9 protein-coding genes and 3 pseudogenes are annotated in these 16,227 nt (G+C 67.1%); 7 read left to right on the top strand and 5 right to left on the bottom strand.

Annotation, left to right across the window (positions count from 1 at the left end; translation table 11 throughout):
• Positions 1-272: 272 nt before the first annotated feature.
• The 4 genes and pseudogenes from QP181_RS18765 to QP181_RS18750 form a co-directional block, all read right to left on the bottom strand.
• Positions 273-1,272 (bottom strand): annotated as a pseudogene (locus QP181_RS18765) (glycoside hydrolase family 3 N-terminal domain-containing protein).
• Positions 1,273-1,307: 35 nt separating this feature from the next.
• Positions 1,308-5,387, bottom strand: a complete 4,080-nt coding sequence (locus QP181_RS18760) for a translocation/assembly module TamB domain-containing protein (RefSeq protein WP_333929682.1) — start codon at positions 5,385-5,387, stop codon at positions 1,308-1,310.
• 62 nt (positions 5,388-5,449) lie between these two features.
• A pseudogene (locus QP181_RS18755) lies at positions 5,450-7,439 on the bottom strand (autotransporter assembly complex protein TamA).
• 785 nt (positions 7,440-8,224) lie between these two features.
• Positions 8,225-8,857, bottom strand: a complete 633-nt coding sequence (locus QP181_RS18750; RefSeq protein ID WP_333929462.1) for a S24 family peptidase — start codon at positions 8,855-8,857, stop codon at positions 8,225-8,227.
• A gap of 89 nt (positions 8,858-8,946) precedes the next feature.
• Between QP181_RS18750 and QP181_RS18745 the strand changes: the two genes are divergently transcribed.
• The 4 genes from QP181_RS18745 (at position 8,947) to QP181_RS18730 (ending at position 11,967) form a co-directional block, all read left to right on the top strand.
• On the top strand, positions 8,947-9,123 hold the full coding sequence (locus QP181_RS18745; RefSeq protein ID WP_165911374.1) for a hypothetical protein: 177 nt from the start codon (positions 8,947-8,949) through the stop codon (positions 9,121-9,123).
• 2 nt (positions 9,124-9,125) lie between these two features.
• Entirely contained in the window at positions 9,126-9,446 is a 321-nt protein-coding gene (locus tag QP181_RS18740) for a hypothetical protein (protein ID WP_277983631.1), read from the top strand.
• A 67-nt stretch (positions 9,447-9,513) separates the two neighbouring features.
• Positions 9,514-10,698 (top strand): acyl-CoA dehydrogenase, encoded by a 1,185-nt coding sequence (locus QP181_RS18735; RefSeq protein WP_333929461.1) that lies wholly within the window; start codon positions 9,514-9,516, stop codon positions 10,696-10,698.
• A gap of 135 nt (positions 10,699-10,833) precedes the next feature.
• Positions 10,834-11,967 (top strand): CaiB/BaiF CoA transferase family protein, encoded by a 1,134-nt coding sequence (locus QP181_RS18730; RefSeq protein WP_333929460.1) that lies wholly within the window; start codon positions 10,834-10,836, stop codon positions 11,965-11,967.
• A gap of 139 nt (positions 11,968-12,106) precedes the next feature.
• On the opposite strand, the gene QP181_RS18725 is transcribed toward QP181_RS18730, so the two are convergent.
• Positions 12,107-13,393 (bottom strand): sugar MFS transporter, encoded by a 1,287-nt coding sequence (locus QP181_RS18725; protein ID WP_333929459.1) that lies wholly within the window; start codon positions 13,391-13,393, stop codon positions 12,107-12,109.
• 105 nt (positions 13,394-13,498) lie between these two features.
• Here QP181_RS18725 and QP181_RS18720 point away from each other — a divergent pair, with 105 nt between their 5' ends.
• The 3 genes and pseudogenes from QP181_RS18720 to QP181_RS18710 all read left to right on the top strand — a co-directional run bounded on the left by QP181_RS18720 (position 13,499) and on the right by QP181_RS18710 (position 16,193).
• Positions 13,499-14,044, top strand: a complete 546-nt coding sequence (locus tag QP181_RS18720; RefSeq protein WP_333929458.1) for a (2Fe-2S)-binding protein — start codon at positions 13,499-13,501, stop codon at positions 14,042-14,044.
• Positions 14,045-14,442: 398 nt separating this feature from the next.
• Entirely contained in the window at positions 14,443-15,378 is a 936-nt protein-coding gene (locus tag QP181_RS18715) for an RcnB family protein (RefSeq protein WP_333929457.1), read from the top strand.
• Between the two features lie 169 nt (positions 15,379-15,547).
• Positions 15,548-16,193 (top strand): annotated as a pseudogene (locus QP181_RS18710) (prolyl hydroxylase family protein).
• The last annotated feature ends 34 nt before the right edge of the window (positions 16,194-16,227 follow it).

The following is a 16,227-nucleotide window of genomic DNA, read 5'->3' as shown; positions in this document are numbered from 1 at the left end:
GCAACCTCAAGCTCTCCCCGCAAACTGACGCCCCCCCAAACCCTTCGTGCTGAGTAGCGGCCGAGTAGGCTCGTCAGAGCCGTATCGAAGGCGCGTATCGAAGCACAGGTTCCAAGCACCACGCTTACCAAAGATCCACCCCGGCGGAGGCCGGGGCCCAGTTGGGGGACGTCAATTGTCGGCGTCGCGCTTCGTTACTGCGACCTCTCCAACTGGACCCCGGCCTCCGCCGGGGAGGTGAATAGGGAGATGTGCACTAGTCTTAAATAAGCTCAGACCCGCGCCAACAGCGCGTCCCTCGTAGCGATCAGTTCGGCAAAATTACCCTTCGCCGCCCCGACCGACGCCATCGCCCGGTCCAACCGCGCGCGCCGCTGGCGAGATTTCCTCCAGCCGCCCGGCGATCTCGACCATCTCGTCCATCCGCGCCCAGCAATCGAGCACCAGATCGCACCCAGCCGCGATCGCCCCGGCCGCCTTGTCGCCGGCGGTGCCGAGACAGCGCCTTCATGTCGATATCGTCGGTCATCAACAGCCCGTCAAAGCCGATCCGCTCGCGGATGATCCGCTCGATCACGATCGGCGACAGCGTCGCGGGACGGTCGGCGTCCCACGCGTCGAAGACGATATGCGAGGTCATCCCCATCGGTACCTGGTTGAGCGTGCGGAACGGTTCGAGGTCGATCTCGAGCTCGGCATCGGTTGCGGTGACGGTCGGGAGGTGGTGGTGCGTGTCGAGCTTGGCGCGACCGTGACCGGGCATATGCTTGACGACACCAACGACGCCGCCTTCTGCCAGACCCTCGAGCATCGCCCGACCCAACGCCGCCACCCGCATCGGGTCCGACCCGTAGGTGCGGCACGACACCGCCTCGGTCGTATCCGGCTGCGACACGTCGAGCAGCGGCGCGCAGTCGACGGTGATGCCGACCTCGCTGAGCATCACCCCCAGCGCCTGCCCGTTGGCGCGCGCCGCCTGGATCGCGGTCATCGGCGCGCGCTCATAAGCCGCATCGAACGCCGGGCCCGCTGGAAACGCCGGCCATTCCGGCGGCCCCATCCGCGCGACGCGTCCCCCTCTTGGTCGATCAGGATGGCGAGGTCGTCGCGGCCGGCAAGCGCGCGGAGCGAGTCTGTCAGCGCGCGGACCTGCGCGCGGTCGACGACGTTGCGCTTGAACAGGATGTAGCCAGCGGGCTCGCATTCGGCGAAGAACGTGCGTTCGGCGGGGGTGATCACGGGGCCGGACAGGCCGAAGATGACGGGCTTCATGCACTCTTCCTAGCGAAACGGGCCGGCGCGATCATTCAATAATCCTTCGACACGCGGACGTTGGCGCTCTGGCGGCCGAGCGTCGAGATGCTCGACAACAGCGACAGCCACCGCGTAACCTGGAACTCGACCTGGGTTGCGGAATAGCCCTGACCGTCGGTGACGATCTCCGCATACAGCCGCCGCGTCACGTATTTGCCCGCCGCGATCGACGTCCCCTGCCCCGTCTGCGGGTCCGCCGGCAGGATGCGCAGGCGGTCGAGGCCGGCCGCACGGCGCACCGCGTTGATCGGGTTGAGGCCATTGCCGCCGCCCTGCAACGCCGCGACCGCCGCCGCCAGTTGCAGCGCTTCAGGTGCCGACAGGTTGGTGATCGAGGTACCGAACAGCAGGCGGGAGAGCAGCTCGTCCTCGGGCAAGGCGGGCGTACTGGTGAAGCTGATCTCCGGTTTCAGCGCGTAACCGGTCACCCGGATCGACGCGCTGAGCCCGGTCGAGTCGGCGTTCGCCTCGATATCGAGCGCGGGGTTCGCCGGCACCTGTCCATCGAAGCGGATGACGCCACGCGCCAGTTCGAACTTGCGACCGGCGAACTCGTAGTCGCCGCGGATCAGCGTCGCGCGGCCGGTGATCGCCGGATTCTCGGGCTGACCGGCGATCTGGAGGTTCGCGGACCATTCGCTGGTGAGCCCGAGCCCGCTGACCATCACCTGGTTCGGCGCGCGCGCCTTGATCGCCAGCGTCCAGGGCTTGGTCGGCGTCTCGATCTCTTCGCCACCGTCTGGCAGGTTGACCTCGCGGATGTTGAGTTGCGGCACCGCGCTGGCGGCTGTGGCCTGGCCGAGGCGGTAGCGGCTCTTGTTCAACACAACGTCGCCCGCGATCGTGCCACCGGAGCCGTTCGACTTGAACGTGAGCGGTCCGGAGACGGTCGCGCCGATGTCGTCGCGGTTGATCATCACCGCCTTGCCGGCCTGCAAGGTCAGGTCGAGGCCGACACCGTTGGCGGCGGCGAACTCGAACTGGCCGGTCCCGGTGACGCGCCCGCCCTTGCCGGCGTCGGCGCCGAACCGGTCGATTACGAGCCGCGATCCGCCGAACCGGCCGGTCGCCTGGACGTTGGACAGGACGGTACCGGTGGTCGCGCTCTCGATCCGCGCGCCGTTCGCCTGGACGATACCGCGGAGCGTCGGGTTGGCGAGTGTGCCGACGACATCCGCGCCGATCGCGACCGGGCCGGACAGGTCGAACAACTCGACACCGGTGAGCCGCCAGAGCGTGTCGGCGGGGCCGCTATACCGCAGCTGTCCGAACAGGCGGGCGTTGCTGATCCGCGAGGCGAGATCCCCCTGCCCGAGTGGCGCGAGCTGGGCTTGCGCACGGCCGATCGTCTTGCCCGCCGACGCGATGACGGCGCGCAGGCCGAGCTTGTCGGGGGAGAGCACCGCCGCGACGCCGACGTCGATCGGGCGTGACGAGAGAACGAGGCCAGCGCGGCTAAGCCCGCGGATCGTGACGTTCGCCTTCCCCGTCGGCGCGGCACCGTTCGCGGTCGCGACCGTGACGCTGCCCGACGCGCTGCCGCTGAGGCCGAGCCCGGGATACGCGATGTCGAGGATCGCGAGCGGCATCCGCGTCAGGCTGGCGTCGATCGCGGTGCTGGCGGCGGTAAAGCGGCCGCCGACCTGTGCCTCGCCCCCGGAGAAGCTGAGCCTGGTCGGCGCGAGGTGCCAGCCGTCCTCGGCCTGGGTGACGATTGCCGGGGTGAGCAGTTTCAGCGGCCGGCCATCGAGCGTGCCTTGCGCCGAGATCGCGTAGCTGTTGGCGGTGACCTGCGTGACGCTCTGGATGTCGAACGCCCGACCGCGCGAGCCGGCGATCGACGCCTTGATCGTGCCGACGCCGCCACGGAGCGACGCGGACCCGTTGAACCGGGCGAGGCTTAGCGCGCCGCGACGCAGCCCGAGGCCGGTTGCGGTGGCCTCGATCGAGGTACCGGCGGGATCGAGCAACGTGACGAAATCGAGCTTGCCCGAGCGGAGCGCGACGGTGTCGAGCGTCGCGGCCTTGGCGGCGAGATGCCCTTCGATGCGCTGGATCTGGCCGACTGGGCGGAACAGAAGTTCACCCGAGATACCGCCGCCTGCGACTGCCAGCGCGCCGTTGAAGCCGCCATCGACCACCGCGACATTGCCGCTCGCGCGCGTGCCGGCGACGTTCAGTGCGGCGACCTGGATCGTCGCACCGGCACCCGGCGGCAACAGGATCGCGCCGTTGGTGGTGAACGGGCCGAGCCGCGATCCTCCGCCCGCGGTGAACGCGAACCCCTGCGCCGTCGGATCAAGATGCGCGCGGACGTTCGACAGGCCGAGCGTGGCATTGGGGCTGGCGAACACGAGGTCGAGCGTCGGCTTCTCGATCTGGCCGTCGAGTTTGAGCGTGAGCGGGCCGTAGGTCTGCTGGCGCCCGCCGCCATCGAAATGGAAAGTGCCATCGCGCCGGCGATACCCATTCCCGGTCAGCCGGATCTGCGGCGCGGTTAGCACAAGGTTCGTGAAGTGCAGGACGCCGTCGGTGGTGCGTTCGAGGTCGGTGGTGATCCGCGGCAACCCGCCCGCGAGACTGCGGAAGAAGGCGTTGTCGAGCCGCACCATCTGCGCGCTGCCTTGGCCGATGACGCGCGTGCCCTTGCGGTTCGGGCCGGGGACGACCCGCAAGGTCGATTTCACGTCGACGATGCCGAGACCGGGGATCAGATACCGCCCCAAGCCACCGTTGATGCCGACCTCGAACTGACCGTTGCGCAGGTCGACCGCCAGATTGATGCTGCCGGTGAGCTTGTCGGACCGGAGCTTGAGGGCGTCGCCGGTGAGTAGCGTCGGCGTCACGCGGAGCAGCCCGTCGACCGACAGGTTGCGCAGGATCCCGCCCGCCACGCTGCCGACTCCGGTCACGCGCGCGGCGGTGAAGCGGATCGGGACGGTCACCGGCGCGGCGGACAGGCGGCCCTTGCCGGCGGCGTGCGCGTTCTCGAAACCGGTCTGGTCGAACGCGAAGCGGCTCGCGTCGAGGCGGTAGTCGAACGCTGCGGTCGCGAACGGGCCGTCGAGGATTGCGCGGAGCTCGACCATGTTGCCGGTCATGTTGTCGAACAGCGCAGGCGGTCGCAGCAGTCGCGCCTTGATCCGCACGTCGCGGTAGGCGTTTGCGCCGAGATCGACGATCCCCGTCGTATCGATCGCGAGCGCTGGCGTGCGGAGCGAAAGCTGGCCGTCCAGCCGACGGTTAGCGAACCCCGCGCTGCCGTTGACGAGCACGCGTGGCGCGGTCAGCCGTTGCAGGCGACCATGCAGCAGCGACGACGGCGAAAGCGTACCCGACAGCGTGTAGCGCCCGGCGACTTGTGCGAGCGCGAGATCGACGACTCGGGTCGTTCCGACCATGCCGTTCGCGCGGCCGTTCCATTTGGCCCAGCTGCCGTCACCGGCGACCGCGAGCGCGACCGGCCCCTTCGCCTTCACCATCCGCGCGAGCACACCGCCCGCGGCCCCCTTTGCGGCGACGTCGATGTCGAAGCGATCACGTGCGGGCTCGGCATCGATCCGCAGCTTCAGATCGTCGCTGCCGGCAACGCGTGCCTTCAGGTCGACCAGCGCCCGGCCCGAGCGGATGTCAGCGTGCCCTTCGAGCGTACCGATCCGCTGCGTCCCCAGCACGCGCTTCGCCAGCGTCAGCCGTCCGACAGAGAGCTTGCCGATATGGATATCGAAATCGGGCAGGATCGGGCCGCGCGTCTTGGACGGCCGAGTGCGCGGCGTGTGAGTCAGGATCGCGCGATCGACGATCAGCCGCTGGATCTCGAGCCGGTTCGAAAACCAGTCGAACGGCGACCAGTCGAGCGTGACGTTGGGCGCCTGGAAGACCAGCCCCTCAAGATCGTACACGCGCAGATCGATCAGCCGCGTATCGCCGTATAGCGAGCCGTCGATCCGCCCGACCGTGAAGCGTAGCCCGTTAGCGGTCTTGATCGCCGCGATCCGGTCCGCGACGAAGCGGTGGCCGATCCCCGTGTCGACGATGAGCAACGCGGTACCGACGATCACGAGCAACGCCATGAGGGCGCTGACGATCCACCGCCACCACGCGATCCGACGCTTCGGAAGAACGACGTCTTCGGTCAAAACGCCTGCCCCAGCGAAACGTACACGGCGATCCGGCTATCGCCCGGTTGCGGATTGATCGGCGTGCCGACGTCGAGACGGATCGGGCCGAAGTTCGAATAATAGCGCACGCCAATCCCGGTGCCGTATTGCAGCCCGGTGAATTTCGGCAGCGGCGAGGTGTAGATGTTGCCCGCGTCGAGGAACGGCACGATCCCGAAGCTGCCGAGCACGCGCACCCGCGCCTCGATCGAGAATTCGGTCAGGCTGCGGCCGCCGATCGGATCATTATTGGGGTCGCGCGGGCCGATCGACTGATAGCCATAGCCGCGCACCGACGCGCCGCCGCCGGCGTAGAAACGCCGCGACGGCGCGACCTGATCGCGCGGCGCGCCGACTATGGTACCGAGGCGGGTGCGGGCTGCGAGCACTACCCGACTGCCGAACGGCTGGTAGACGCTGCCGTCGAACTGCGTCCGCGCATAGCCGAACACCGAGCCCTGCAACGATACTTCGGGGCTGAGCCGCCCGCCGAGGCGGAAACCCTTGGTCGGGTTGAGCAGATCGTCCGAACCATCGTAATTAAGGCTGGTCGGCAACGCGCCGATGAAGAAGGTGCGGCGGCGTGGGTCGCCGGTCGACAGGATCACGTCGCGCTCGTCCGACGCGAGCAATTCGGCACCGACCGACCAGGTCCAGGTCTTCTGGAAGAAGATATTGGTCTGGCGCTCGAGGCTGCCCGCGAGCGAGAACGTCTTCGCATCATAGGCGTCGCGGTTTGTGTGCACCGCGGACGCCTGGAGCGTCAGCACACGGTCGCGCGCCTGGAAATTGTTGCGCCGGAACACGATCGAGCCGAGCTGTTCCTGCGTCCCCAAGACGCCGCGCAACGTCAGCGCGCCCTCGGGCGGGAACAGGTTGCGGTGCGTCCAGCTGAGTTCCGCGCGCGCCCTCGCCGGTACCATAGCCGAGCTCGCCCGCGACGGTATGCGGCGGCGCGGGGTCGAGCTTGACCGCAACGTCGACGGTATCGGGCGTGGCGCCCTGCACCGGCTTCAGATCGACCGAAGACACCAGGCTGGTCTGGATCAGCGCGCGGCGGAGATCGTCCAGCTTGGTCGCGTCGTACAGGTCGCCCGGCGAAAACCGCGCGATCTCCGCGACGTGGTCGGCGCCGAACACGCGGTTGCCGGGCAGCGCAACGATCTGCCCGAATTTGCGCGCGCCGCCGGGTTGCACGGACAGATCGAGCGTCGCGGTACGGGTTGCGTGATCGACGACGATCGCGGGGTCGCCGACCTTGGCGAACGGAAAGCCCTCGCGGCCGATCTGCGTCGTCAGCTTGGCCTGCCCCGCGACGATCGCGTCGGAATTGACCGGATCCTCGGGCTTCACGCCGAACGCGGTCACGAGCCCCGGCGCCTTGTCGCCCGCCGCGGCTATGCCGTCGATCGTCACGCCCTTGAACGTATAGAGCGTGCCGGGGGTGGCCGACAGCACGACCATCGGCTTCGCGCCTGGCTCGACCCGCGTGACGACGTTGGTATCGTAATAGCCTTGCGCACGGAGCAGGCTGTTGAGCAGATCGGCATCTTCGCGCGCCCGCCGATCGAGTTGCGCGGCGTTCGCGGCCTGATGATCATTGGCGTCGAGCGTCGAGAGTGCTGCGAATCGTTGGCGCAGCAGCGTGTCGTTGATGCCGTCGATACCGTCGATCCGCCACGCATAGCGACTCTCCGCATTGGCATCGACCGCGGCGATCGTCGCCGCCGGGTCCATCGGCGACGTCGCGAGGTCAGGCCAGGCGACACCGATATCGGGGAGCGCGGCGAGCGGTGAATTGGGGTCGAGCGACATCGGCGTATCGGCAGCCGGGCCGGCTGATGGCGTTGCCAAAGTCTGCGCGGGAGCAGGCGTGATCTGTGCGCCCGCGGCGGATACGGCCCCGGCGGTCGTCAGAACGAAAAAGGCGGCGGCCGGCCCGGCTCGCCCGACGCGGGACACCATGTCCGGCTCCTAGCCGGGCTTGTCGTGGCGGAACAGTATGTAACGCCGTATTTCCGCCACGTTTCATCCGGGCATAGGCGTGACATGATGCGTGAGCGCTCGCCGGCAGCGTAAGTAGCCCGGCGCGACGTGAGGCCGGCATCGCATAAACCGGATAGGGAGCATCGAGCAGCGCCGGGTAGCTGGCATACGCGCGCGGCGCGTGGCAGGACAGGCCGATGGCCGATCCGACTTCCCGCGACACCCTCCCCCCACAAGGACCCCAACGCCGCGGGCGGGTTCCTCGTCGCGCTCGGCATGCTGGGCGGCGCAGGAGTCGGCTTTGCGATCGGGCAGGCCACGCCGGGGTTTCTGGTCGGGACGGGACTGGGCGTGATTGCGGCGGTTCTGGTGTGGGTGAAGGACCGGCGATAGAGGCCGCTCCGGGCTACCCACTCCCTCCTCCGTTCGTCCTGACTAGCCGTCGAGTAGCTGCAACAGAGCGTATCGAGACGGCGTATCGAAGGACAGGTTGGCGGGGTAACCGTGCTTCGATACGCGCCCTCGATACGCCCCTGACGGAACTACTCGGCCGCTACTCAGCACAAAGGGGGCGGCACGGACAGGTGTCAGCACGGCCGGGCGGCCCCGGATGGATCGAACTCTCGATCCTCCCCCGCCAGGGGGAGGTGTCGCCGAAGGTGACGGAGGGGGAGGACACGAAACGGCGGTTAGGCCTTCCTCCCCCTCCGTCAGGCTAACGCCTGCCACCTCCCCCTGGCGGGGGAGGATCGTGCTTCACCGCCTTAACGCGGCTCGCGCATCTGCCACACGACGCGGCCGATCACGGTGATCCGCCCCTGCGGGATCGGTCCCGCCGCCGGGTTGTCACTGGTTGCCACCAGACGTCCACCTGCCAGCGCAACCCGCTTCACCATCACCGCATCGTCGATCCGGATGACATAAACCCCGCCTTTCGCGCGCGGCGTCCGGTCTGCGGTGTCGACGACGATGTGATCGCCGTCGAACAGCCCCGGCTCCATCGAACTGCCACGGACCCGAATGATCGCCGCCTGCCGGTCCTTCAGCCCAAGCTTCCGCGCCAGCGTCGGGTCTAGCGTATCGGTCCCCAGCACGATCTCGCCATCGACCTGCGCACCCGGCCCCGCGGACGCGGCGACATCGAGCTTGGGGATCCGGAAACCCGTTACGCGATCGGGTGGCGCGCCGAGCACGGCTTCGCTCACGCCGAGATATGCCGACAATAACCGCCGATCGCGTTCGCCCAGGATTCGCGGCGATCCGCGGCGGACATATTGCTGGAGATACGCCGCGTTGCGGCCGAGCATCGCCGACAGCGCCGCCAAGCTGTCACCGCGCGCCGCCGCCAGCGTAGCGAGCGCGGTCCTCGGGTCGGGATCGGATGCGGTTTTCGACACCGCCCGACCCTAGCGTAGGAAATTTCCTAGACAAGTAGGATTTGCCGGAACAGATCAAGAACGAGACAAGGGACTCGGGAGGAACGACGGTGACGATTCTCATGAAGATCGATCGATATTTGCGGCAGACCGGCATGCCGATGACCAAGTTCGGGCGGCTGGCGGTCGGCGATCCGCGGCTCGTGCATGACCTGCGACGCGGTCGTCAGGCGCGCGAACCGATGGTGGCGCGGATCGAGGCATTTATTGCGAGCAACGGATCATGAGAATGGACGCGATCCGCGGCCCCGATGTGGGTACGCTGCTGATCCGCGCGCTTCGGGGTCACGCGAGTGCGGCGGGCCTGACGATGCACGTCGAGTCGATCGCGTGCACCCCGTGGGCGAGCGCGACGTTTGTCGGGACGCTCCACCGGCTGACGATCGCGGCGGTCCCCGTACCCGGTCTTCGAGACTGGATCGATGGCCTGCCCGACGCGGAGTTCGCGCTGCGCGGGCATATCGTCGCCGATCTATCGGTCGACTGCGTTGAGACGATCGGCGACCGGGAGCACGTGACGATCGCGGTACTGACGCTGATCGATGCTTAAACGGCTCGTCAGGGCTGGACTTTCGCCTGCCGAACCACGAAGTCGGCGGTCAACGAAGGAGATGCAGATGGCCGGAATGGGCAAGTTCGATTGGGCGGATCCGTTCCTGCTCGACGATCAGTTGAGCGAGGACGAGCGGATGATCCGCGACAGCGCGAAGGCGTATGCCGACGACAAGCTGGCGCCCAGGATCATCGACGCGTTCCAGCACGAGCATACCGATCCCGCGATTTTCCGCGAGATGGGCGAACTGGGCCTGCTCGGGCCGACGATCCCCGAGGAATATGGCGGCGTCGGCGCGTCGTACGTCGCGTACGGGCTGGTCGCGCGCGAGGTGGAGCGGATCGACTCAGGCTATCGATCGATGATGTCGGTGCAGTCGAGCCTGGTGATGTACCCGATCAACGCGTTCGGCTCCGAGGAGCAGAAGCGCAAATACCTGCCCAAGCTCGCGACCGGCGAATGGATCGGCTGCTTCGGGCTGACCGAGCCGGATGCGGGCTCGGATCCCGGCGGGATGACGACGCGCGCGAAGAAGACGGCGAACGGCTATGTGATCTCGGGCGCGAAGACGTGGATCTCGAACTCGCCGATCGCCGACGTGTTCGTGATCTGGGCGAAGTCCGACGAGCATGGCGGCGGCATCCGCGGTTTCATCCTCGAGCGCGGGATGAAGGGGCTGGAGACGCCCAAGATCGAGGGCAAGTTGTCGTTGCGCGCGTCGATCACGGGCATGGTGATGATGGACGAGGTCGAGGTTGGCGAGGACGCGCTGCTGCCCGACGTACAGGGGTTGAAGGGCCCGTTCGGCTGCCTCAATCGCGCGCGGTACGGGATTTCCTGGGGTGTGCTGGGCGCGGCGGAGTTTTGTTTCCATGCGGCGCGGCAGTACGGGCTAGACCGGAACCAGTTCGGGACGCCGCTGGCGGGGCGGCAGCTGTTCCAGAAGAAGCTGGCGGATATGGAGACCGAGATCGCGCTCGGGTTGCAGGCGTCGTTGCGCGTCGGGCGGCTGATGGACGAAGGCCGGTTCGCGCCGGAAATGGTCTCGATCGTGAAGCGCAACAATGTCGGCAAGGCGCTCGATATCGCGCGGATGAGCCGGGACATGCATGGCGGCAACGGGATTTCGGGGGAGTATCAGGTGATGCGTCACCTGATGAACCTGGAAACGGTGAACACGTATGAGGGTGCGCATGACGTGCATGCGCTGATCCTTGGGCGGGCGATCACCGGTATCGCTGCGTTTTGACATCCCCGTCACCCCAGCGAAAGCTGGGGTCTCCCTCCGCAAGGGCACGCTCCATTACCGGGAGATCCCAGCTTTCGCTGGGATGACGAACTTAGGTGACGCGTCGATGATGATGGGTGATGGGATGAGACCGTGGTGAAAGACACCCCCCTCACCGGCCTCAAAGTCGTCGAACTCGCGCGGATCCTTGCGGGGCCTTGGGCGGGGCAAGTCCTCGCCGATCTCGGTGCCGACGTGGTCAAGATCGAGAGCCCCGCCGGGGACGACACGCGAACCTGGGGTCCGCCGTTCATCGACAATCCCGACGGCACGCGCGACGCCGCGTATTTCCACGCCGCCAACCGCGGCAAGCGGTCGGTCGTCGCCGACTTTACCACCTCCGAAGGACAAGCTGTCGTCCGCGACCTGATCGCCGACGCCGATGTCGTGATCGAGAACTTCAAGGTCGGTGGGCTCGTCAAGTACGGGCTCGACTACGCTGCGCTGGCTGCGATCAATCCGCGGTTGGTGTATTGCTCGATCACCGGGTTCGGACAGGACGGCCCTTACGCCCCCCGCGCCGGCTACGACTTCATCGTCCAGGGGATGAGCGGGATCATGGACCTGACCGGCGAGCCTGATGGCGCGCCGCAGAAGATCGGCGTGGCGTTCGCCGACATCATGACCGGGCTGTATTCCGTGATCGCGATCCAGGCGGCGCTGGCTATGCGCGAGCGGACCGGCAGGGGTCAGCAGATCGACATGGCACTGCTCGATACGATGACCGGGGTGCTGGCGAACCAGGCGATGAACTGGTTCGCGAGCGGCGTCTCCCCGACGCGGGTCGGCAACGCGCATATGAACGTCTGCCCGTATGCCGTCTTCCCGACCAGCGATGGCTGGTTCATCCTCGCGGTCGGCAATGATGGCCAGTTCCGGCGGTTCTGCGACGCGATGGTCTTGCCCGAGATGCGCGACGATCCACGGTTCGCGACCAATGCCGGCCGGTTGGCGTTCAAGGATTTGCTGTTCGCGGGGATCGAGGCAGCGACGTCTCGGGTGCCCAAGCTCGAGTTGCTGGCGCGGCTCGAGGCGGTCGGGGTGCCGGCCGGGCCGATTAACACCGTCGCGCAGGCTTTCGACGATCCGCAGATTGTCGCGCGGGGGATGGCGATCGAAGTCGCGCGGTCGGATGGATCTCTGGTCCCCGGGCTTCGCACACCAATCCGGTTTTCGGATGCCGATCTCGCGACCGGGCGGGCGGCGCCGATGTTGGGGTCGTCGGAGTAGGCGGACGCCCCAGGGCATCGTCCCTTACACCGCCACCCGAAAACGTCGTCACCCCAGCGCACGCTGGGGTCTCTCACGGCAGAAGCGCGCGGCTAAAACCGGGAGACCCCAGCTTTCGCTGGGGTGACGGCTGGATCGTTCAGGCTACCACCGGCTTCCGAGCGTAAAGCCCGTACGCCAAGATCAGCGCGTAGCAGATCGCCGGGAGCAGCAGCGCGAAGTGCAGGCTGCCCGACTTGTCCGCCAGCATACCCGTCAGATACGGCACGATCGCGCCGCCGACGATCGCGGTGGCGATCACGCCCGAGCCCTCCGCCGCACGCTTGCCGAGACCTTCGGAGGCGAGGCTGAAGATCGTCGGGAACATCACCGCGTTCATCAGGCCGATCGCCAGCAGCGCCCAGCCCGACAAAGCGCCCTCGGTGTTCGCCGAGATCAGGATCAGCGCCAGCGTGCCCGTCGCGACGCCCGCGAGGACCTTGCCCGGCGACACCTTGTTCAGCACGTACGCGCCGATGAACCGGCCGACCAGCGCGCCGCCCCAGTAGAACGGCACGTGCTTGCCCGCGGCGACGTCGCTCAGGCCCATCACGCTCGGCTGCATCAGGTAATTGACGATCAGCGAACCTACCGCGACTTCGGCGCCGACGTACAGGAAGATGCACGCCGTCCCCATCGCGAAGCGCGGACGCTTCAGCAGCGTGAATGCGTGGAAAATGCTGCCGGTCTGGTCCTGCTCTTCGTTGAGCCGGTTGCGGCGAGTCCACACGACCGCAGCGACGATCAGCAGCGCGATCGCGAGGCCGATATAGGTGTGCACGACGGTCCGCGACGATTCCGTGCGGTACGCGTCGAGCGCGGCGCCGGTGAGCGTCGAGGAGTCGACCGTCGCCAGCCCGCCGAGGATCAGCGCGGAGCCGACATACGGGAAGATCGTGGTGCCGAGCGAGTTGAACGCCTGCGCGAACGTCAGCCGGCTCGACGCCGACTTGGGGTGGCCGAGCGCGGAGATCAGCGGGTTGGCGACGACCTGCACCACGGTGATGCCCGCGCCGAGCACGAACAGCGCGAACAGGAACATGCCGAAGCTCGCCTGCCCTGCGGCGGGGATGAACAACAGGCAGCCCGCGGTCATCGTCACAAGGCCGATCGACGCGGTCCGCATATAGCCAGCCTTGCGCACGATCGCGGCGGCGGGGATCGAGAATAGCGCATAGGCGAGGAAGAACGCCGACTGGACCAGCATCGCGGTCGCATGGTCGAGCGTGAAGAGCTCCTTCATCTTCGGGATGATGATGTCGTTCAGCGAAGTAATGCCGCCGAAAATAAAGAATAGCGCGAACACGAACACGCGCAGGTCGGGCGCATCGTAGCCGTGGCTGGCATCGCCCCCGGCTGCGGCGGTGGATTTGGTATCGACGTGCATCTGTATTGCGCCCTCTCGCGGTATTATTCGTGCGACATAAGCCGGGGGCCGCCGCGTGGCAATGCCGGTTGGTGCGATCCCGTGCGGCGCGCTAGGACGGCGGGCATGAGCCGCTTCACCGTCAACAACGAGCCGATCGAATACCGGCTCGATAACGATACGCCGCTGCTGTGGGCGCTGCGCGATGCGTCGAACCTGACGGGGACGAAATATGGCTGCGGCACCGGCCATTGCGGTGCATGCACGGTCGATATCGATGGGCGCGCGATGCGGAGTTGTCGCGTACCGATTGGCTCGATCGAGGGCGCGTACGTGACGACGATCGAGGGCCTGTCGCGTGAACGCAATCATCCGGTGCAATTGGCGTTTATCGCGGAGGCGGTGCCGCAATGCGGGTTCTGCATTCCGGGGATGATCATGGCGGCGGCGGCGTTGCTGAAGCGCAATGCAGATCCGAGCGAGGATCTGATCCGCGAGCAGATCACCAATGTGTGTCGGTGCGGGGTGTATCCTCGGGTGGTCGAGGCGGTGCAGCGTGCCGGGCGGGCGATGCGCGGGGAAGAGGTGATCCCCGCGGGACCGAGGCCGGGAATCGATCCGGCGGACTCCGCTCGGCTGGTGCCTGCGCTGGTGCCCCCGCCGGCGCGGTAGTGGGCGCGCTCAGAATTAAGCCTGTTCTCCCGCGAAGGCGGGAGTCCAGTCTGGGCTCCCGCCTTCGCGGGAGAACAAGGAGGAGCGACACCCGCACGGTAGTTCGGCACCCCACCCAATCGCAGCCGGTGTAACGGTCGTCGCCCCACAATACCACCCCGGCGAAGGCCGGGGCCCAATTGGAACGTCCGAGGTAATGAACCGCGCGCTTCGTTACTCGCCATCCCCAATTGGGCCCCGGCCTTCGCCGGGGTGGATACTTTTAGACGAGGTGACAACTATTCCCCCCAACCTGTCTAATCGCTGACGAACCCATTCAGCCTCCCCACACACCGATACCTCTAGACCGTACCCATCATAGGAGCCGGCTCGTGCGCCGGCAGTCGAGGACCACCGCGATGACGGGCAAGTTACTCAAACTCTTGATGGCAGCGTCGGCGCTGGTGCCGGCCACCACGATCGCGACCGCCGCCACCGCGCAGCAGGTGGACCAGGACCGCGGCGACCGCGGTAACGATGGTCCGCGCCAGGATCGTGGCCAGCGCCCCGATCGCGGTGCCCGCCCCGACCGCGGATCGCGCCCGGATGGCCAGGCCTTCCAGCAGCAGCGTCCCGACCGTCCCGCCGCGCCGGACCAGGGCCAGCGCCCGCAGCGCGCCGACCTCGGCGTACAGGCTCAGGTCCGCGGCGAGGGCCCGGATGGTCGCGGCCGGCCCGACTGGAACGGTCAGCGTGGCAACAGCCAGGGGTGGAACGGCCAAAACCGTCCCGGCCCGCAAGCCGGTCAGGATCGCGGCGGCTGGAACCGCGACCGAGGTCGCCCCGGGTTCGATCGCGGCAACCAGCAGGCGGATCGCGGCCAGTTCGACCGCAACGGACGTTATGACGGGCGCGCCGACAACCGCGGCGACTGGCGCAACCGCGGCCGCGACGGCTACCAGAACCGCCAGCCCAACCGCGCGTACGGCAACGTCCAGGGCTATGGCCGCGGCGGCTACAACCAAGGCTACAACCAGGGCGGCGCTTGGAACCGCGGCTGGCGCAACGACAACCGCTACGCCTGGAGCAACTACCGCGCGTCGAACCGCGGCGCCTATCGCCTCCCGCGTTACTATGCGCCGAGCGGCTGGGGTTCGGGCTATCGTCGCTTCGGCGTTGGCTTCTCGCTGAACAGCATTCTGTACAACCAGAATTACTGGATCCAAGACCCGTACACCTACCGCCTGCCAGAGGCGTACGGCCCGTATCGCTGGGTGCGCTATTACAACGACGCGTTGCTGGTCGATCTCGACAGCGGCCGCGTGGTCGACACGGTGTACGACATCTTCTGGTAGGCGCCCCCTGTAAGAATTGCGCCTACCCGTCACGCAGTAACAGGGGAGAGCCCCGTGGTGACAGACGTCGCCGCGGGGCTCTTGCGTTTCCCCTCTTGCCTTTCGGGGCGAGTTCGCCAAATCCTGCGGCGTGGGTATCTTTTCAAAAGCCAAGAAGGTCGATCCGGCCATGGCCCTCCGCCAGGCCGCCGGATCGCAGGTCGCCGCCCGACTGAACGCCAATCCCGCGGTGCAGCGCATCGCGATGGACACGGTGCAATTCTATTACCAGTCCGACTTCCTCGATCTCGAAGACCTGCAAGCAGCTGATCGCGATGATCGATTCCAAACGGCGACCATCGACCTTGCTGTCCGATCGCCCGAACAGCAGCTTCCGCACCTCGGAAAGCTGCGACATGGATCGCTGGTCGCCCGACGTGCAGCCGACCGACGAGGCGATCGCGACGCTGCTCGGGATCGACCTGCTCCACGGCGAGACGATGCAGGGCCAGCGCTACGCCCCCGGCCAGCAATTCCGCGCGCACCACGATTATTTCCACGAGTCCGAAAGCTATTGGGCGAAGATGCAGGAGCAGGGCGGCCAGCGCACCTGGACCGCGATGGTATTCCTCAACGACGTCCCCGAGGGCGGCGCGACGTGGTTTCCGCAGGCCGGCATCAAGATCGCCCCAAAACGCGGCATGCTGCTCGCGTGGAACAACATGAACCCGGACGGGACACCGAACGGGCTGACGCTGCACGAGGGCATGCCGGTGATGGAGGGCGTGAAGTATATCGTGACCAAGTGGTTCCGCGAGCGGCCCTGGATCAAGTGACGAGCCTTGGGGTGGCGCTATTCTATTCCCCTTC

Source organism: Sphingomonas sp. LR55 (assembly GCF_036856015.1).
GTDB lineage: Bacteria > Pseudomonadota > Alphaproteobacteria > Sphingomonadales > Sphingomonadaceae > Sphingomonas.
This window is presented reverse-complemented; position numbering and strand designations above follow the sequence as displayed.

What these genes read in the sequence shown, in the direction of transcription:
- QP181_RS18760 (WP_333929682.1), bottom strand. Translation starts at nt 5,387, where the DNA reads ATGGCGTTGCTCGTGATCGTCGGTACCGCGTTGCTCATCGTCGACACG.
- QP181_RS18740 (WP_277983631.1), top strand. Translation starts at nt 9,126, where the DNA reads ATGGACGCGATCCGCGGCCCCGATGTGGGTACGCTGCTGATCCGCGCG.
- QP181_RS18735 (WP_333929461.1), top strand. Translation starts at nt 9,514, where the DNA reads ATGGCCGGAATGGGCAAGTTCGATTGGGCGGATCCGTTCCTGCTCGAC.
- QP181_RS18725 (WP_333929459.1), bottom strand. Translation starts at nt 13,393, where the DNA reads ATGCACGTCGATACCAAATCCACCGCCGCAGCCGGGGGCGATGCCAGC.
- QP181_RS18720 (WP_333929458.1), top strand. Translation starts at nt 13,499, where the DNA reads ATGAGCCGCTTCACCGTCAACAACGAGCCGATCGAATACCGGCTCGAT.
- QP181_RS18715 (WP_333929457.1), top strand. Translation starts at nt 14,443, where the DNA reads ATGACGGGCAAGTTACTCAAACTCTTGATGGCAGCGTCGGCGCTGGTG.